The sequence below is a fragment of the Nocardia sp. NPDC003482 genome (assembly GCF_053588115.1).
In genome coordinates this window covers 541,521-558,487 of sequence record NZ_JBSFPI010000001.1, presented here as the reverse complement: position 1 = coordinate 558,487, position 16,967 = coordinate 541,521, and the positions used below count along the sequence as shown (strand labels likewise).

Below are 16,967 nucleotides of genomic sequence, written 5' to 3'. Positions count from 1 at the left end.
CAACCACATTGATTACGTCCGACCCGCCCCGAACCCTCCGTCGGAATCCCTCCGATCACGGATTCGCCGTGCCGCCCGCCACGAGGTCACGGCCAGATAGCGGTCCAGCACCCGCTGAGCCACCGCGTGCTGGGGCATCGGTTCGGCCCGGCCGCGATGCCATGGCAAAACGGGCCCGGGGGCGGCGTCTCCGCTGATCATGCGGGCGATTCGCGCGCCGCCCGCCACGGCGGCGGCCAGGCCGTGACCGTTCCAGCCGCCGAGCACGAAGACCGACCGGTCATCGTCCGGCGAACCCACCACCGGCCACCCCGAGCGCGTCATCGCGATCGGGCCGGACCAGACGTCGGTGACGGCGATCGCGCTGTCGCGCACCCCGATCCGCCGCAGCGCGGGCGCGAACCACGCGCGGTCGAGCGCGTCGCGGCCCCGCACGCCGCGCCGCACCGGTCCCCCGCCCACCACGAGCCGGTCGTCGGCGGTGAGCCGGAAATACGGTGCCGAGGAACCGTATTCGAGGATCGGGCGGTCGCGCAGCCCGGCCAGTTCGGCCCGCGCGGCCTCGGGTAGCGGCGCGGTCGCCCCGGCCTGCACCCGCACGCCGAGCACACCGCCCGACCCGCCGAGACCACCGAAGGCGTTGAGCGCGAACACGACTCGATCGGCGCGCAGCGCGCCCGCGGGCGTCTCGAGCGCGATCCGCGCGCCGGTGCCGACCGCGCGGACCGGACTGCGCTCGAACACGGTCAGCCCGAGCCCCTCGCACACGGCCGCCAGCCCGCGGGTCAGCGCGGCCGGATCGACCGTGGCCGCGGGGGTGTAGCGGATGCCGAGCCGGTACGCGCCGGGCGGATCGGCCACCGGGGTGACGTCGAGCCCGAGCGCCCACGCGGCCCGGGCCTCGGCGGCCAGCCGCTCCGCCGCGGCCGAATCGGCCACGAGCAGTTGGCTTCCCGGACGGTACGCGCAGTCCACCCCGTAGCGCGCCACGAGCTCGCCGACCCGCGACACCGCGCGCACCGAGTCGAGATACGCCGCGCGCGCGAGGTCGTCGCCGAACCGGCGCCGCGCGGTCCGCAGCGACGGCCCGACGCGCGGGCCGACCAGACCGGTGCCGCGTCCGCTCGCGCCCGCGGCGATCCGGTCCGCCTCCAGCAGCACCACGTCGTGTCCCGGATCGGCGGCGAGGAGATGCAGCGCGACCGATACGCCCGCGAGCCCGCCGCCGACGATCGCGGTGCGGCAGCGCCGGGTTCCGGTCAGTTCCGGGCGGCGCGGGCCCGCGGCGGCGCGCCACCAGTTCACGCCCGCGCGCGGCGGGTCCGCGGCGCTCACGCCACCCCCGGTTCGGCGGCCAGCCGGGCGCGGGCCCGGGTCAACGCGCTCTCGGCCGCCTTGATGCTGATTCCGAGCTGCCCGGCGGCCTCGGCCGTGGACGAACCGGCGATCCGCGCGATCACGATCTGGCGTTGGCGCACCGGCAGTCTCGCGACCGCCCGCAGCATGTCCTGGACGGCGCTGTCGGCGCAGACGGACTGCTCCGGCCCGGCGATCGCCTCACTCTCGCGCAGGCGCGTCAGCAGCCGTTCGGTGCGCTCGGCCCGGCGGTGGTAGTCCACGCAGAGCCGGATGACGACCGTGGTGAGGAAGCCGCCGACGCGGTCGAGATCCAGCGCCTCGTAGGCGAACGCCTTGATCATCGCCTCGGAGACGCAGTCCTCGGCGTCGGCGAGCGACGGCAGCCGCACGCGGGCGATCTCGACCAGCCGCCCCCGGTGCGCGGCCAGCAGGATCCAGCGCGCCTGCCCACCCTGGTCTCCGGGCTGTGTGTCCATCGTGTTCCCCCCGGTTCGCGGTCATCGGGGTCGTGCCGCCCGCCGCGCGTCGGCGGCGGGCGGGGTGGCCCCGGCGGATCCGGACCGCAGCAGATCGGCCGCCCGTTCCGCGATCATGATCGTCGCCGCGTTGGTGTTGCCGTGCGGCACTCGCGGCATCACCGACGCGTCCACGACGAACAGGTCGTCGACACCGTGCACGCCCAGTTCCGGGCCCACGACGGCGTCCGCGCCGGTGCCCATCCGGCAGGTGGAGGTGGGATGGAACAGCGTCTCGGTCGACCGCGCCACCGCGGCGGCCAGTTCGTCGTCCCCGTCGGCGCCCGCCCCGGCCCAGTCCTCGGCCAGCGCCACGTCCGCGAGCGGCGACTCGGCGGCCACCCGCCGGGCCAGCCGCACCCCGGCCACGGCGGCGCGCAGATCCTCCGGTTCGCCGTAGTAGTTCGGATCGATGCGCGGCGGATCGGCGGGATCGGTGCTGCGCAACCGGATTCGGCCGCGCGCGGCGACGTCGACGAGGACGACGCCGATGCTGAAGCCGTGCGCGGTGGGCTGTTCGTGGCCCCGGATGAGGGCGGGCTGGAAGTTCAGCTGGATGTCCGGCGCGCCCGCCCCGCCCGCGGTGCGCACGAATCCGGCCGCCTCGCTCACGTTGGAGGTCCACTTGCCGCGCCTGCGCACCACGAACTCCAGTGCGTCCCTGGGGTTCTCGGCGCCGAGCAGACTGCCGCCGCCCTTGGAGCGGTAGGCCACCTGCACCATGGGGTGGTCCTGGAGGCCGAGGCCGACCGGCAGGTCCTGGCGCACCTCGATATCGAGTTCGCGCAGGTGTTCGGCGGGGCCGAGCCCGGACAGCAGCAGCAGTTGCGCGGAGTTGACCGTGCCGCCGCAGACGATGGTCCGCGCGCCGTGGGCGCTGTAGCGGAGGTGGCGGTCGCGGCGACCGGGCCGCTGCCGCACGAATTCCACACCCGCGCAACGGTTTCCGGTGAACAGCAGGCGGGTGGCCAGGGCTCCGGTGCGCACGTGCAGATTCGGGCGGGTGCGCGCGCCGCGCAGGTATCCGCGCGCGGTGGAGCAGCGGGTGCCGTCGCGCTGGGTCACCTGGTAGAGCCCGAAGCCCAGCTGTCGCTCGGCGTTGAAGTCGTCGGTGCGGCCCAGCCCGGCCGCGTCCCCGGCCGCGACGAACGCCTCCGACCACGGATGCGGACTGCGCAGGTCCGATACGGACTGCGGGCCGCCCACCCCGTGCCAGCGCGACGGTCCGCGCGAATTGTCCTCACTGCGGATGAAATACGGGAGAACCTCCGAATACGACCAGCCCGCGTTCCCGGATCGGGCCCACTCGTCGAAATCGTCCGCGTGCCCGCGGATATAGACCATGGCATTGATCGACGAGCTGCCGCCGAGCACCCGGCCCCGCGGCCAGTAACATTTTCGTTCCGCGCAATGGCGTTGCGGTTCGGTGTAATATGACCAGTCCAGTCGAGTGTGCCAGGTCTTCGCGAAGGCCGCCGGGACGGCAATACCCGGATGGCGATCGACCGGCCCCGCCTCCAGGAGCAATACCTCCGCGGCCGGATCCTCGGACAGTCGCGCGGCGAGCACACAGCCCGCCGATCCGCCACCGACAATGATGTGTGAGTAGTACCGATCAAGGTGTGAGACAGCCAATTCCGACCTCGAATCAACGTCCGGGCGAGTCTGCACGATCGTACGCTTCGGGCACGGACGGTTACAGCCGCGAAAACTGCTGTGCGGCATACTTTCGCGTACGGAATCACTTTTGCGAAGTTCGCGGGCTGCCGCGACTCCGCGGCGTAAATACAGGCGAGAGAGCTTGTTTCGCGTCCCTATCGATGCACGTCCGATTCGGAGAACACACATGGTCGCACTTCCCCCGTTCGCGGCCGGGTTGGCCCGGCAACTGAGCGAGCCCCACGGACCGCCCGGACCGCTGCTCGGGCCCGGCCTGGACCTCGGCAACCGGCACGCCATCCACGCGGGTGTCGCCGCCCTCGACCCGCGGCCCGGGGAGGTCGTGGCCGAACTCGGGTTCGGGGGCGGCGCGGGCATCGCCGCCCTGCTGCCCCGGCTGGGTCCGGCCGGGCTGGTGCACGGGGTGGAGCGTTCGACGCCGATGCTGCGCCGCGCGGTCCGCCGGTTCGGGCCCGCGCTGCGGGCGGGCACCCTGCGGCTGCACGGCGGTTCGATCCTGCGGGTGCCGTTGCCCGATCACTCGCTCGACGCCGTCCTCACCGTGCACACCCTCTACTTCCTCGACGACGCGGCCGGGGCCTGCGCCGAATGGGCGCGCCTGCTCGCCCCGCACGGCCGCCTGGTCCTGGTATTCGGCGACCCGATCGCGATGACGGGACTGCCGTTCACCCGCTACGGTTTCCGGATCCGCCCGCTCGCCGCGATCCGCGACGCCGTCCACGCCGCCGGCCTGCGCGTCGCCGCCCACCACCACGCCGGGCACGGCAGACACCGCTGCCACGTCCTGCTCGCCCGCCCCGGCCGACCAACCGCGGCGGACCCGCAGTTGCACACCGCGCCCCGCGACTCGGGCAATGCACATCGTCGACGGAATCCGGGACACGGGGGTTCACTGTGAGCCGGGGGGTGGTGGGAGGAAATCATGGCTGAGACAGACGTATCCTTCGGGGCGACAACGGTTTCCGGGGCGGAGGGCGATGTCGATCCCGATGCCTTTCGCGGGATCATGGGGTCGTTGTTGAGCGGGGTGAGCATCATCGGGGCGCGGGACGCCTCGGGGGCGCCCTGCGGGCTCACCTGCTCGGCGGTGTGCAGCGTGTCGCTGACGCCGCCGTTGCTGCTGTTCTGCGTCAAGACGCCGAGCGGCACCCTGGACGCGATCCGCGCCCGGGGGGCGTTCGTGGTGTCGCTGCTCGACGTCGACGGGCACGCGATCTCGAACACCTTCGCCAGCCGCGCCGCCGACAAGTTCGCCACGATCGCGTGGCGGCCCGCGCCCCGGACCGGGATGCCGCTCATCGAGACCGCCCTCGCGCACGCGGAATGCACTGTGCACGACATCGTTTCGGCCGGTGACCATGTGATCGTGCTGGGCCGGGTGATCGCGGGCGCCACCGATCCGCGGCGGTTCCCGCTGGGGTACTGGCGTCGCGACTACATCCGGGTGCTGCGCGGCGTGGACTTCCTCGACGGCGCGGACGGCGACGCGGAGTGGATCGGGGAGTTCTGATGCGCACCGTGTTCCTGTGCACCGGGCAGGGTTCGCAGTATCCGCGCATGGGCGCGGGATTCGCGCGGCGGTTCCCGGAGTTCGCCGACGCGCTCGCCGAATGCGACGAGCACTTCCGCGCCCACCTGCCGGTCTCGGTCGCGGATCTGCTGCTGGCCGACCACCTCCCGGACGCCGACGGCGTGCGCCGTGGGGCCGCCGAACTGCTGGAGCGGACCGCGTATCAGCAGCCCGCCCTGTTCGCCTTCGAGTGGAGTCTGGCGCGGCTGTGGCGCTCGCGCGGGGTGACGCCGGACGTCGTGCTCGGCCACAGTATCGGCGAACTCGTGGCCGTCGCGCTGGCGGGCGTGCTCGCGCTGCCGGACGCGGTGCGGCTGGTCGCGGCGCGCGGACGGCTGATGCAGGGCGTCGCGCGGGCGGGCGCGATGGTCGCCGTCGCCGCGGGCGCCGACCGGGTGCGGCCCGGGCTCGCCGAACTCGGTTCCGCCGCACCGGCTTTCGCCGCGTTCAACGCCCCCGACCGCTGCGTGCTGTCCGGCGATCCGGAGGCGATCGCGGCGGCGGTGCGGCTGCTGCGCGAACACGCGATCCCGCACAGCGCGCTGAAGGTGTCGCACGCGTTCCACTCGCCCCTCATGGCCGAGGCCGCGGCGGGGCTGGGACCGGTGGCGGAGGAACTGCGGTTCCGGCCGCCCACGCGGACGCTGATCTCGGCGCTCACCGCCGCCGAACCCGCACCCGACATGCTGGCCGCCCCCGAATTCTGGATGCGCCACTGCCTCGAACCGGTGAATTTCGCGGGCGCGCTGCGGGCGGCGGCCGCGGAACCGAGCGTGTTCGTCGAACTCGGCCCGTCGCACACGCTGCTGAAATTCGGGCAGCGCTGCGCACCCGACCCGGACCACCGCTGGCTGCGCAGTGCCGCGCCCGGCGACGACGAATGCCGGGAATTCGACGCCTCCGCGCGGCGGCTGGCCGATTCGCGCACCACGCCCGCTGTATAAACGCCGCGCCTCGACTTTTCCGGGCCGCGACGAGATCGTAGAAATCCTCATCCGCCGCGCGAATGCGTTGCGGGACAATCTTTTCGGACAGGAGTGCGCCGATGATCCGAGACCTCGATAATTCCTTCGACGTCGCCGTGATCGGTTCCGGAATGAGCGGCGCGGTGCTGGGCATGATTCTCGCCCGGCACGGCGTTCGCGTCATCATGATCGAGGGCGGCGTGCATCCGCGCTTCGCGGTGGGCGAATCGACGATTCCGCACACCTCGTTGCTGAGCTGCCTGCTCGCCGAGCGTTACGACGTCCCGGAACTGGAGACGATCGCCTATCCCGAACGCATTCATTCCGAGGTCGCCTCGACCTCGGGGATCAAACGCAGTTTCGGTTTCGCCTATCACCGTCCCGGCGCGGAACACGATCCGCGCGAGAGTTACGCGATCGGCACGAGTTCCAAGGACGAGAACCATCTGTTCCGCCAGGACGTCGATTCCTGGCTGACCTACGCCGCGGTCCGGTACGGGGCGGTGCTGCGCCAGCACACCCGGGTCACCGCCATCGATATCGATGCGTCGGGTGTGCGTTTGCGGACGGTGCACAATGGCACGGAGAGCACGGTCCACGCCCGCTACCTGGTGGACGGCTCGGGTTTCCGCAGCGTGGTCGCCGAGCACTACAAGCTGCGCGAGCGGCCGCCGCGGTTCGCCCACCACTCGCGGTCGATGTTCACCCACATGGTCGATGTCGGTGTGTTCGAACCGGATACGCCGATGTCGGTGCCGTGGGAGCAGAGCACCCTGCATCACGTGTTCGAGGGCGGCTGGTTCTGGGTGATCCCGTTCAACAACCGGGAGGGCTCGACGAATCCGCTGGTGAGCGTCGGGCTGACCGTCGACCCGCGGCTGTATCCCAAGCCCGCCGACGTCGGCGCGCAGGACGAGTTCCAGCAGTTCCTCGACCGGTTCCCCAGTGTCGCGGCGCAATTCACCGAGGCGAGGACGGTGCGGCCGTGGGTCAACACCGATCGGCTGCAGTTCTCGTCGAGCCGGTCGGCGGGCTACCGCTGGTCGATGATGTCGCACGCGTCGGGCGCGCTGGACCCGCTGTTCTCGCGCGGGCTGATCAACACCCTCGAGGTGACCGCCGCCCTGATCGATCCGCTGCTCGCGGCGCTGCGCGACGACGACTTCGCCGAGGAGCGCTTCGCCCACCTCGAGGATCTGCACCGGCGGGTGCTGAGCTTCAACGATCGCCTCGTGGCCGGGGCCTTCACGGCGACGGCCGATTTCGACCTGTGGAACAGCTGGCTGCGGGTGTGGGGGCTGGCCACGGTGCCGACCGAGTTCCGGATCATGAACGCGCTCGCGGAGTACACCCGCACCCGGGATCCGCGGCAGTTGTCCGGGGAGAGCACCGATCCGGTGTTCTCCGACTTCGAGGATCCCGACTATCGCGCGTTCTTCGACCGCGCGGTGGGGCTGCTCGACGACTACCGGACGGGCGCGGCGGGCGCGGGTGAGACCGCGCGCACGATCCTCGCGGTGGCCGACGAGTACAAGTTCCCGATCCGCATCACCCGCGAGGCGCTGGAGCGGTCGGGGCACACGGTCGAGATCGAGCTCAGCGAGGCCGCGCTCGCGGTGGCGCGGTCCGGGTTCCGGTGGGCGCTGACCAATCCCGATTCGCGGGACATGTTCCTCACTCCGACGACGTTCACCCGCTGGCACGCGCGCGAATCCGATCCGCACGTGGTCGGCGAACGAGGCTAGTCGCCGCGCCACGAAGGCCGCCACCCGGCGAAACCGGGTGGCGGCCTTGGTGTCTCGCGGTTCAGGAGCTGATGTGGCCCGCGCCGCCGTCGACGTACACCACCGAGGCGGTGGTGGCGGGCAGCCAGTCCGAGAGCAGGGCACACACCGACTTCGCGACCGGGAGCGGATCGTCGATGTTCCAGCCCAGCGGCGCGCGCCGCGACCACGACTCGTTCAGTTCCGCCAGTTCGTCGCCCGCGCCGAGGGCGGTCCCCGCGATCGCCTTGGCCGCCAGCGTCCGGATCGGTCCCGCCGCGACGAGATTCGAGCGGATGCCCTTGCCGCCGACCTCGCGGGCCACGTACCGGTTGACCGCCTCGAGGGCGTTCTTGGCCACGCCCATCCAGTTGTAGAACGACACGGCGGTGCGCGGGTCGAAGTCCATCCCCACGAGCGCGGCGTTCGGATTGAGCACCGGCAGCAGCGCCCGCACCAGCGCGGCGTAAGAATAGGCCGAAACCTCCACCGCCACAGCGACATCCGGCCACGGCGCGGCGAGGAAGTCCGCGCCGAGGCAGGACGGCGGCGCGAACGCGATCGAGTGCACGACCCCGTCGATCCCCTCCGGGGCGTGCGCCCGCACCCGGTCGGCGAGGGTCGCGAGCTGTGCGGTGTCGCGCACGTCGAGTTCCAGCGCCGGGGGCACCGGGCGCGGCAGCCGCCGGGCGATGAGGTTCACCAGCCCGAGCCGCCCGTAGCCGGTGACGAGCACGCGCGCGCCCTGTTCCTGGGCGACGCGGGCGACGTGGAAGGCGATCGACGCGTCGGTGATGATGCCGGTGACGACGATGGTCTTCCCGGCCAGCAGTCCGCTCATCTCAGTGTCCCATTCCGATCAATGTCCCATTCCGAGGCCGCCGTCCACCGGGATGACCGCCCCATTGACGTATTCGGAGTCGTCGGAGGCCAGGAAGCTGACCACCGACGCCACATGGTCCGGGGTTCCGATGCGCCGCAGGGGAATCGCGCCGAGCACCGCGTCCTTCACCTTCGGCCCGAGCGCGGCCGTCATGTCCGTCTCGATGAATCCGGGCGCCACGACATTGGCGGTGATCGAGCGGGATCCCAGTTCCCGCGCGATGGACCGCGCCAACCCCACCAGGCCCGCCTTGGACGCGGCATAGTTGACCTGACCGGCCGAACCGCCCAGCCCCACAACGGATCCCAGGAAGATCATCCGGCCCCAGCGAGCGCGCAGCATGCCGAGGTTGGCCCGTTTCGCCACCCGGAACGCGCCCGACAGATTCGCCCGGAGCACGCGGTCGAATTGCTCCTGGTCCATTTTCATGAGCAGGGTGTCGTCGGTGATCCCGGCGTTGGCCACCATCACCTCGACGGGGCCCTGCCTGTCCTCGACCGCCTCGAACGCCCGATCCACGGATTCGGAATCGGTGACGTCGCAGGCGACCCCGAACAATCCGTCCGGCGCCCCCGATCCCCGATGCGTCACCGCGACCCGATGTCCGTCCGATGCCAGCCGCCGCCCGATGGCGAGCCCGATACCGCGATTACCGCCGGTGACGAGAACCGACCGCGGCCCAGTTGAATTAGCCACCTCCGAAAGTTATCGGCGAGAACAGGATTCGACAATCGCGCAGTTTGCGCGGTGGCGGGCCGGGTGGATTCGTTGCCAGCGGCGGGGTGGTAGGTCTATATTCCGTTCACGAGAATGTCATTCTCGCTCGGCCACCGGGAGAAGGAGTCGTGGGTTGCGAGTCATCCAATGGACCACCGGCAAGGTCGGCAAGCTCAGTCTGCGGGGGATTCTGGACGATCCGCGGTTGGAGCTGGCCGGGGTGTACGCCTATTCGGCGGACAAGGCCGGGGTGGACGCGGGGACGCTGTGCGGGCGGCCCGAGACCGGTGTGGTCGCGACGACCGATATCGACGCGCTACTGGCGCTGGGGGCCGATACCGTCGTCTACACGCCGTTCATGGCCGATCTCGACCATGTGACGCGGCTGCTGGCGAGCGGGCTCGATGTCATCAGCACGAATCTGTTCCTCAATGTCGGTGGGATACAAGGGGATACGGAGCGGCGGCTGGCCGAGGCGTGCGCGCGGGGGGATAGTTCGCTGCACATCACGGGGATCAATCCGGGCTGGGTCAACGCGGTGGTGACAGCGTTGACGGCGGTGTGCCGGGACGTCCGGTCGGTGTCGATCGCGGAGTCGGCGGATGTGTCGGTGTACGAGTCGGCCGAGACCTGGGGGGCGCTGGGGATCGGGCGGGCCGCGGCGACACCGGAACTCGTCGAGATCGCGAAGCTCTGGATGAGCACGTTCCGGGATTCGGTGCGGCGCATGGGTGTCGCGCTGGGTTTCGACCTCGACGATCTGGAGTTCTCCGTGGAGTACGCGACGGCCGCGGAGACCGTGGACCTCGGCTGGCTGCGCATCGAGCAGGACACCATCGCGGCGCTGCGCAGCACCTGGCACGGAAAGTTCCACGGCCGCACCGTGATTCGATCCAACGTCGCCTGGTACCTGACCAAGCGACTCAACGAGAACTGGGTCTTCGACGACGACCACTACCGCATCACGATCGAGGGCGAACCCGACGTCCACACCCGCATCCGCTTCGTCCCACCCGACACCTGGGGCAACCACGAGTGGGACACCATGACCGCCATGCCCGCCGTCAGCTCGGTCTTCGACGTGGCGCGGGCCCCCGCCGGGATCCTCACCCTCGCCGAGGCCGGACTCCCCCACGCGCCCGCCGGGCTCTGGGCCGCCCACCGCGAAGCGGCTTCCACACGCTGATTACGCTCGCGCCCAACGCTCGCCGAGCGCGAACGAGGACCTACGCTCGCGCCCCACGCCCCACGCTCCACGAGGGGACCGCGGACGTGGACCTATGCTCGCGCCCGACGGTCCACCAGGCGAGCGCGGGCGAGAAGGAGCGCTGGCCTGATCCGGTGGCGGGACACACCGCGAAACGCCGGAAGTTTGCTGTCATGGGTGGGCTTGGCTTTACAGTGGGGCGGTCACCGCGTTCGGCGAGAGCTTGGGTGGAGCACCTCGGCCCTGTGGTGGCGTCGAAGTGGCGGGGAGGCAGGCGGTCCGGGGGGTGCGATCTCGGTCCCGTGGTCGTGGCGCCGCCTCTCCGCCACGCTCTACGAGCCGCGCCGGTTCTCGGCAGGAACCTTTCGGTAGAGTTAGCCAAATGATAGCTATGTGTTCTACGCTAGGGCGCGTCGTTCGAACCGCTTCGCGGACAAGACCTTCCGGGAGGAAAGAATGCGCCGAGCCCGAATCGCCACCGCCGCACTGACTTTGGCGGGCGCCGCCGCGGTGATTGCCGCCTGCGGCGACGGCAACGACGCCTCGACATCGGCCACGAGCACCTCTGCGAGCCCCGCCACGACGTCCGCCGCCGGGACCGCGGCACCGGAAACGCGGATCGCCACCCCGAACGGTGAGATCGTCGTCTCCGGACAGGTTCTCGGCAAGTACACCGGATCGGGCGGTCCCACAGGCGTTCTCGGCGATCCCACCGGCGCTGCCGTCCCCGGGCCCGACGGCGGCTCGTGCCAGGAGTTCACCGGCGGTGTGATCTGCTGGAGTCCGGCCACCGGCGCCCACATCACCTGGGGCGACATCCGGCAGCGATGGGAGAGCGCCGGGGGCGTGAACGGCGCGCTGGGCTACCCGACCACCGACGAGGAGAACGCCCCGAACGGCAAGGTCGGTCACTACGCGGGCGGCAGCATCACCTGGAACGCCGGCGATCGGCACACCGAGATCACCGCGAAGTAGCGACCGCGATACTCAAATACGGGCCGTGCTGGCGACATCCGGCAAATTCTCGGCACGGCGCAGGGCGTCGGCCACCGAACCCAGATACAGCAGCGTGCGCACCGAAAGTCCGGACGCGGCCCGGCCGAGCCGCCGCAGCGCGCCGTTGTCGAATTCGGCCACCACCCCGAGGTCGCGCGGATCCTCCAGCACGGCCCGCGCGGCGAAGAAATCCGGATCCACATCGAAGACATCCGCCAGGACCAGCCGCAATTCCCCGGAGACCGCGTCCTGCTCGCCGCGCCGCACCCGCGCGATCTCCTCCCCCGACACCGGGCAGCCACAGGCGCACACCCACCGAGCCACGGTCGAATCCGCGAGCGGAGTTCCGTTCGCCCGCTCCCACATCTCGAACACCAGATTCAGTCGCGCCGCCACATCGGTCTTGCTCATGCGAATCTCCGATCTCCGTACCACCGCTCGACAGTGAACAGCTATTCGCACGCTAATCGTGTCCGGGGCGATTTGTGGCGAGTTGTCACCGGACCGTGACTACAGACCGGACGGTTTAGGGGGGAAACGAACCGGTGCCCGAGCCGGAAGTCCGTGTCCCAGCCGATCTTGGCCTCGGACACGGACTTTCGGTTTCACCTGGTCAGCGCGCGGGCCGGAGTTCGCGGCGCAGGCGGGTGGCGGCGTCGTCGAGGCGGGACGCGTCGCGGTATGCCTCGGTGGAGATTTCGCGCAGGCGGCGCCAACGGTCCACGCGGGCTTGCCGATCGATCGGGACGTCGGGGGTGCGGTCGGGGGCGGCCTCGAGGGTGGCGAGCCGGTGGTCGCAGTATTCGGGGTCGTCGACCTCGGCGCGCAATTCGGTCGCGGCGGCGCGCAGGGCGCGCAGCCGTTCCGACAGGTCGGGGTCGGTGGTCGGTTCGGGGTCGGCGGCGATCGGGACGGCCTTGCGCAGCCGGTCGAGCTCCAGGCGGGCGTCCTCGACAGCGATCCGGCCCAGGGTGGCCGCGGCGGTGTCGATGTCGTCGTCGGTGATCGATGGATGCCGCAGTCGTCCGGCGAGGACGGCCATCACCGTGCCGTCCGCGTCGTGGACGGTGGTCGTCACCGTGACCGGCGCGGCGGGGTCGGGTTCCCCGTCCACCCGCGCGTCGAGCAGCGCGTCGCGGTGGTATTCGACCGCTTCGGCGCAGATGTCCGCGAAGACGGACGCGGCGAGTTCGGCGTGACTGTCGTACGTGCCCCCGGTGTAGCCGTCCGTCTGGTCCAACCGGCCCTCGCCGTGCCGCGGCGGCCGTTCCCGCCCGTTCGCCTCGGTCACGATCGTCGTCCACCGATAGTCCACCGGTTCCGCGCTGTTCTCTTGCGGCGCAACAGGATTCATGCTTGATTCCGACACAGCGGCTCCCGCTCCTCGTTGGATGGATGTCCCTTGTCCCGAGCGTCGCCCATCGGAGCCGCCCCCGCCGCTCGATTCGGCGAGAATTCGGCGAATCGCGGCGGAGTTCCTGGATGGAATATCGAAAATTGGATGGTCGAATATCGGCGCGGGCCTTGCGGGATCGATCCGGACGCCCTACGGCCCGCCGGGCGGCAGCAGATCCGGCCGTCCCGGCACCCCGAAGTCGCCCTGGCTCGTGCGCTCCAGTGGGATTCGCACCAGGCGGGAGCGTTCGTCGACGCCCGCGGCGACCCAGTTGGTCCACATGCGGTCGCTGATCCAGGACCAGCGGTCGTCGGCGACGAGGATGTCGCCTTGGGGGCGTTCGATGATGAAAGCGCGGTGGTAGGGGTGGATTTCGTTGACGAAGGGGGTGGGGAGGCCGGCGAAGGCGTGGGTGCGGAGGAAGTCGTAGTGGGGTTGGATGATGGAGAACTGTTCGTTCTCGAGGAGGTCTCGGTTGCCCGCGGCGATCGCGTCGTCGGTGCCGGTGAGGATCTTCTCCCAGGCGGCGCGGTAGGAGCGGCGGGGGCTGCCGGGTTGGGCGGGGATGGGGCCGTTGGCGTCGTAGCGGGGGTAGCGGTTGAAGCGGTCGTGTAAGTCGGCCAGTTCCAGGATGATTCCGGGGTCGTCGAGGAACGCCTCGTGTTGCCAGGCGAGGTCGAAGAAGATGTCGCGGCCGATGCGGACCATGACGGCCTGGTCGGTGAAGCCGGGGTCGGCGTCGAGGCCGCCGACGACGGCGCCGCCCGCCATGCGGCCGAGTCCGGCCCACAGGAACTGCGTGGGGGCGCGGAGGTAGAGGTCGCGGTAGTAGGCGTAGAGGTCGACGATGCGCGGGCGGTTGAACGCGAAGCCCTGGTCGGGGTCCCAGGGCAGGTGGTTCGCGTCGTTGGCGTTGGCCAGGGCGCGGTTGGTGTAGAAGGATTTGCGGTCGGTGTAGCGCAGTTCGGGGTCCTCGACCGGGTCGGGCGGGGTGAAGATCTCGTTGAGCCGCTTGCTGGTGCCGGGGCCGAGGACGCCGTCGTGGGCGACGAGACCCGGTGGGAGCGCGAGGTTCTGGGCGTTCTTGAACAGCCGCACCTGTTCGGCGGTGTCGGCGTCGTAGACGCCGGAGGCGGCGACGGCGAAGCCGAGTTCGGTGAGGGCCTCCTGCACGGCGAACACCGTGTCGGCGTCGTTGGGTTCGTCGACGACGAGGTTGCCGTCGGAGTCGAAACCCGCCTCGGTCATCCGTGCGCCGTCCAGGCACAGCCCGAACTGCCGGAGTCCCTCGAAGCGTGGGGCGGTGATGGTGCCCATGGGTGATACCTGCTTTCCTCGTGTTCACGGCCAGGGTTCGGAGGGGCGGACGATGTCGAAGGCCAGGCCGCTCGAGCCCTCGCCGCCGCCGGGGTTCTTCTCGCGCCGCACCCAGGCGTGCCAGGAGCCGTCGAACCAGCGCGACACCACGTTTCGGCGCGAGACCACGGCCGCGTCGCGGGGGATCTCCTCCTCGTGCACCCAGGCGTCGGGGCGCAGCAGCCGTCCGCGCGGCGCGGAGTCCAGTCCCGGTTGGAGCAGCGGCACCAGCGCGAAGCGGATCTCGGCGGCGCGCACCGCGTGCGGGACGAGCGGCAGCCAGAAGTCGGGGACGATGGTCTGCACGGCGTAGGCCCCCAGGTCGGTGGGCGGCGGGCCTTCGGGGGCGCGGCGCAGCCAGTCCGCGCGCCGATCCACCCGAACCCCGTGCCCGTCGGTGTAGTCGCGCTCGACGGCCCACGCGAGATTCGCCAGCTCGTCGCGGACCAGCGCCACCGTTTCCAGCGGCTCCCCGGCCGCGCCGCGCTCGGACGGCATGACCAGCAGTCCGTCCTCGGCGCCGGAGACGGTGAACAGATTCCAGCCCGCGTCTTCGGTTCCGGCCCTGGGGATCTCGTGTTTCTCGCCGAAGGAGTCGGCGACGACGAGGCGGTCCAGGACGGTGAGCGAGCCCGCGGGCACCTCGAGGGGTAGCTGGAACCAGTCGTTGCCGTAGACCTCGGCGAAGGCGATCAGCAGCAGCCGCCCGGTGTCGAGGGTCGCGACGTCGGTGGCGCCCAGGTCGATCTGCGCGTCCTCCATCTCCCAGAACCGGTCGGCGGGAACGCCCCCGTAGCGCACCGTCGCGGGGATGGCCTCGCGGTGGAAGGGGTGCGCCTCGGGCGGCGTCGGCGCGGGCGCGGCGTCGGGGGCGAGATCGACGGTGTACCAGTCGAGTCCGTCACCGAGGTACTCCTCGGCGTGGAAGACCTTGTCGCCGACGGACAGATCGACGCGGTGCTCGAAGCGGTGCGGGTCGAAGGCGTCGGGCAGGTCTGGCGGGAACAGTCCCTGCCACCACTTCAGCCATTCGTCGCGCACGGCCTCCAATCCGGCCGGGCCGGGTTCGGCGGCGATGCGCGACGCGTCGGGCACCCGCGCGGCGAGCAAAGACACGAGATCCGTTGTGCCGGTGATCGTTTCGGTGAATCCGTAGGCGGCCAGCACCTCGCCCGTACGGTCGCCCGCCCCGTGCTCGTCGAGCAGCCGCAGGAACTGCGCCCCGCCCTCGACGCGGCGCAGTTCGTCGGGCGCGGCCGGGTCCTCGGCCTCCACCAGTTCGTCCAGCGGGCCCGATCGCGGGTCGTAGGGGTGCCAGTCCGGGACGGCGGCGTCCTCCTCCCCCGCCCGGGGCGCGGGCCGCCATGCCGAGACGAGGGTGCTGTGGCCCGAGAGTTCCACCAGCACAGGCGATCCCGCGTCCTGTCCGGCGAATTCGCCGAACTGCCACTGCCGGGTCAGCGCCCAGGCGGGATCGTGCACGCGGGCGCTGAGCCCGGTGGCGACCTCCCGGCTGCGGGTCACCGGTTCCAGCCGGAACCGGTCGTCGAGCCGGAATCGAGGGTTGCCGAGGATATCGGTCATACGTCGCGGCATGGGTCAGTCCTCCGCCAGTTCGCGCCAGAATTCGCCGATCAGCACGCCGGATTCGCCGCCCTGTCCGTCGAGCCGCACGACCGGTGCGACGTCGTCGAGCAGCGGCAGGTCGCCGAGGTCGACGGCGCGCAGCTTGGCCAGTTCGAGGGTGTCGCGCACCACCAGGGCCAGGCCGTCGGCCGTCCAGCCGCGCCGCGGGTCGGGCGGGACGGCGAGCAGAATGGCTTGCGGCGCTTTGGCATCGGGCCGGTCGAAGTGGAAGGCGAGCCCGGTGAGTTCGGATTCGACGGGCACCGCGTCGGGGCCGGTCTTGGTCGTCGCCAGCGCGTCCGAGCCGGGCAGCACCTCGACCCATTCGTCGAAGACCAGTCCGGCGAGCGGCTGGTCCGCGGGCAGCGGGAACGGGGTGTGCCGGATCAGGTGCGTCCGGGCGGGTGGGCGTTCGAGGGGCGGGAAGGGCGCCCCGATCCAGTGCCCGTCGGCGGGTGTCTGCGATGCCGACAGCGCGGCCGGGTGACCGGCGCGCACCCCGGCGAGCAGCAGCGTCTCGTGCCAGGTGCGCACGCCGGGCCGGATGGTGGCGAAGCGGCGCACCCAGTCGGCGACCGCGGCGCCGGTCGCGGCGGGGTCGGGCAGCGGCATCCCGGGCAGGTCGGCGGTGAGCGGGATCGCCACGCCGAGGAAGTCGGCCAGCAGCCGCGACGCCGCGCCCAGCCAGCCCGGACCGGGTGCGTCGGATATCAACTCGCGCAACGGTTTCGGGACGTCGCCGTCGATGCCGAGGGCCGCGCGCCGCGCCGGATCGTCGAGTTCGGTGAGGAAGGCGGCGAGCCTGTCGCGTGTCTCCGTCACTTCGGGTTCGGGCGCGCGGGCGGCGTCGCCGAGCAGGTGCCGTGGCAGCAGGGCCGACGCGCCGCCGAGCAGGCGGACGATCCGCTCGGCGACGGCGTGCAGTTCGGCGAAG

Annotated in this window: 15 protein-coding genes; 6 read left to right on the top strand and 9 right to left on the bottom strand. The window is 71.2% G+C overall.

Annotated features, from left to right (window positions below; genetic code table 11):
- Positions 1 to 12 precede the first annotated feature (12 nt).
- Genes ACWDSJ_RS02585 through ACWDSJ_RS02575 form a run of 3 tightly spaced genes read right to left on the bottom strand, consistent with a single transcriptional unit; the run spans position 13 to position 3,599 of the window.
- On the bottom strand, positions 13 to 1,335 hold the full coding sequence (locus tag ACWDSJ_RS02585; protein ID WP_450028904.1) for an NAD(P)/FAD-dependent oxidoreductase: 1,323 nt from the start codon (positions 1,333 to 1,335) through the stop codon (positions 13 to 15).
- A complete protein-coding gene (locus tag ACWDSJ_RS02580; RefSeq protein ID WP_450028903.1) occupies positions 1,332 to 1,835 on the bottom strand; it encodes an RNA polymerase sigma factor in 504 nt (167 codons plus the stop codon). The genes ACWDSJ_RS02585 and ACWDSJ_RS02580 overlap by 4 nt, the downstream gene beginning before the upstream one ends.
- A 21-nt stretch (positions 1,836 to 1,856) precedes the next feature.
- Positions 1,857 to 3,599 (bottom strand): GMC family oxidoreductase, encoded by a 1,743-nt coding sequence (locus ACWDSJ_RS02575; protein ID WP_450028902.1) that lies wholly within the window; start codon positions 3,597 to 3,599, stop codon positions 1,857 to 1,859.
- Positions 3,600 to 3,720: 121 nt separating this feature from the next.
- Between ACWDSJ_RS02575 and ACWDSJ_RS02570 the strand changes: the two genes are divergently transcribed.
- The 4 genes from ACWDSJ_RS02570 (at position 3,721) to ACWDSJ_RS02555 (ending at position 7,834) form a co-directional block, all read left to right on the top strand.
- Positions 3,721 to 4,452, top strand: coding sequence for a class I SAM-dependent methyltransferase (locus ACWDSJ_RS02570; RefSeq protein WP_450028901.1), 732 nt, complete (start codon positions 3,721 to 3,723; stop codon positions 4,450 to 4,452).
- Between the two features lie 24 nt (positions 4,453 to 4,476).
- Positions 4,477 to 5,064: a flavin reductase family protein gene (locus ACWDSJ_RS02565; protein ID WP_450028900.1), complete on the top strand. Its 588-nt coding sequence runs from the start codon at positions 4,477 to 4,479 to the stop codon at positions 5,062 to 5,064.
- Positions 5,064 to 6,068, top strand: a complete 1,005-nt coding sequence (locus ACWDSJ_RS02560) for an acyltransferase domain-containing protein (RefSeq protein WP_450028899.1) — start codon at positions 5,064 to 5,066, stop codon at positions 6,066 to 6,068. Before ACWDSJ_RS02565 ends, ACWDSJ_RS02560 begins: the two co-directional genes overlap by 1 nt.
- Positions 6,069 to 6,169: 101 nt before the next feature.
- Positions 6,170 to 7,834 (top strand): NAD(P)/FAD-dependent oxidoreductase, encoded by a 1,665-nt coding sequence (locus tag ACWDSJ_RS02555; RefSeq protein WP_450028898.1) that lies wholly within the window; start codon positions 6,170 to 6,172, stop codon positions 7,832 to 7,834.
- Between the two features lie 61 nt (positions 7,835 to 7,895).
- Here ACWDSJ_RS02555 and inhA read toward each other — a convergent pair whose 3' ends face one another.
- Positions 7,896 to 8,693: an NADH-dependent enoyl-ACP reductase InhA gene (inhA, locus tag ACWDSJ_RS02550; RefSeq protein WP_450028897.1), complete on the bottom strand. Its 798-nt coding sequence runs from the start codon at positions 8,691 to 8,693 to the stop codon at positions 7,896 to 7,898.
- An 18-nt stretch (positions 8,694 to 8,711) separates the two neighbouring features.
- Complete coding sequence (gene fabG1, locus ACWDSJ_RS02545; RefSeq protein ID WP_450028896.1) at positions 8,712 to 9,431, bottom strand: 3-oxoacyl-ACP reductase FabG1; 720 nt, start codon at positions 9,429 to 9,431, stop codon at positions 8,712 to 8,714.
- Positions 9,432 to 9,585: 154 nt separating this feature from the next.
- On the opposite strand from fabG1, the gene ACWDSJ_RS02540 reads away from it, so the two are divergent.
- Positions 9,586 to 10,638 carry an NAD(P)H-dependent amine dehydrogenase family protein gene (locus tag ACWDSJ_RS02540; protein ID WP_450028895.1) on the top strand — a complete coding sequence of 351 codons (1,053 nt, stop codon included), beginning with the start codon at positions 9,586 to 9,588 and terminating at the stop codon, positions 10,636 to 10,638.
- A 477-nt stretch (positions 10,639 to 11,115) separates the two neighbouring features.
- Positions 11,116 to 11,634 (top strand): LGFP repeat-containing protein, encoded by a 519-nt coding sequence (locus ACWDSJ_RS02535; protein WP_450028894.1) that lies wholly within the window; start codon positions 11,116 to 11,118, stop codon positions 11,632 to 11,634.
- Between the two features lie 12 nt (positions 11,635 to 11,646).
- Here ACWDSJ_RS02535 and ACWDSJ_RS02530 read toward each other — a convergent pair whose 3' ends face one another.
- From ACWDSJ_RS02530 to ACWDSJ_RS02515, 4 genes are all read right to left on the bottom strand, one after another.
- Entirely contained in the window at positions 11,647 to 12,066 is a 420-nt protein-coding gene (locus tag ACWDSJ_RS02530) for a hypothetical protein (RefSeq protein ID WP_387357722.1), read from the bottom strand.
- Positions 12,067 to 12,268: 202 nt separating this feature from the next.
- On the bottom strand, positions 12,269 to 13,009 hold the full coding sequence (locus tag ACWDSJ_RS02525) for a hypothetical protein (RefSeq protein WP_450028893.1): 741 nt from the start codon (positions 13,007 to 13,009) through the stop codon (positions 12,269 to 12,271).
- Positions 13,010 to 13,201: 192 nt separating this feature from the next.
- A complete protein-coding gene (locus ACWDSJ_RS02520; RefSeq protein ID WP_450028892.1) occupies positions 13,202 to 14,368 on the bottom strand; it encodes a hypothetical protein in 1,167 nt (388 codons plus the stop codon).
- A gap of 24 nt (positions 14,369 to 14,392) precedes the next feature.
- A complete protein-coding gene (locus tag ACWDSJ_RS02515) occupies positions 14,393 to 16,003 on the bottom strand; it encodes a hypothetical protein (RefSeq protein ID WP_450028891.1) in 1,611 nt (536 codons plus the stop codon).
- Positions 16,004 to 16,967: the final 964 nt, after the last annotated feature.

What these genes read in the sequence shown, in the direction of transcription:
- ACWDSJ_RS02580 (WP_450028903.1), bottom strand. Translation starts at nt 1,835, where the DNA reads ATGGACACACAGCCCGGAGACCAGGGTGGGCAGGCGCGCTGGATCCTG.
- ACWDSJ_RS02575 (WP_450028902.1), bottom strand. Translation starts at nt 3,599, where the DNA reads ATGCCGCACAGCAGTTTTCGCGGCTGTAACCGTCCGTGCCCGAAGCGT.
- ACWDSJ_RS02570 (WP_450028901.1), top strand. Translation starts at nt 3,721, where the DNA reads ATGGTCGCACTTCCCCCGTTCGCGGCCGGGTTGGCCCGGCAACTGAGC.
- ACWDSJ_RS02565 (WP_450028900.1), top strand. Translation starts at nt 4,477, where the DNA reads ATGGCTGAGACAGACGTATCCTTCGGGGCGACAACGGTTTCCGGGGCG.
- ACWDSJ_RS02560 (WP_450028899.1), top strand. Translation starts at nt 5,064, where the DNA reads ATGCGCACCGTGTTCCTGTGCACCGGGCAGGGTTCGCAGTATCCGCGC.
- ACWDSJ_RS02555 (WP_450028898.1), top strand. Translation starts at nt 6,170, where the DNA reads ATGATCCGAGACCTCGATAATTCCTTCGACGTCGCCGTGATCGGTTCC.
- inhA (WP_450028897.1), bottom strand. Translation starts at nt 8,693, where the DNA reads ATGAGCGGACTGCTGGCCGGGAAGACCATCGTCGTCACCGGCATCATC.
- ACWDSJ_RS02535 (WP_450028894.1), top strand. Translation starts at nt 11,116, where the DNA reads ATGCGCCGAGCCCGAATCGCCACCGCCGCACTGACTTTGGCGGGCGCC.
- ACWDSJ_RS02530 (WP_387357722.1), bottom strand. Translation starts at nt 12,066, where the DNA reads ATGAGCAAGACCGATGTGGCGGCGCGACTGAATCTGGTGTTCGAGATG.
- ACWDSJ_RS02525 (WP_450028893.1), bottom strand. Translation starts at nt 13,009, where the DNA reads ATGAATCCTGTTGCGCCGCAAGAGAACAGCGCGGAACCGGTGGACTAT.
- ACWDSJ_RS02520 (WP_450028892.1), bottom strand. Translation starts at nt 14,368, where the DNA reads ATGGGCACCATCACCGCCCCACGCTTCGAGGGACTCCGGCAGTTCGGG.
- ACWDSJ_RS02515 (WP_450028891.1), bottom strand. Translation starts at nt 16,003, where the DNA reads ATGCCGCGACGTATGACCGATATCCTCGGCAACCCTCGATTCCGGCTC.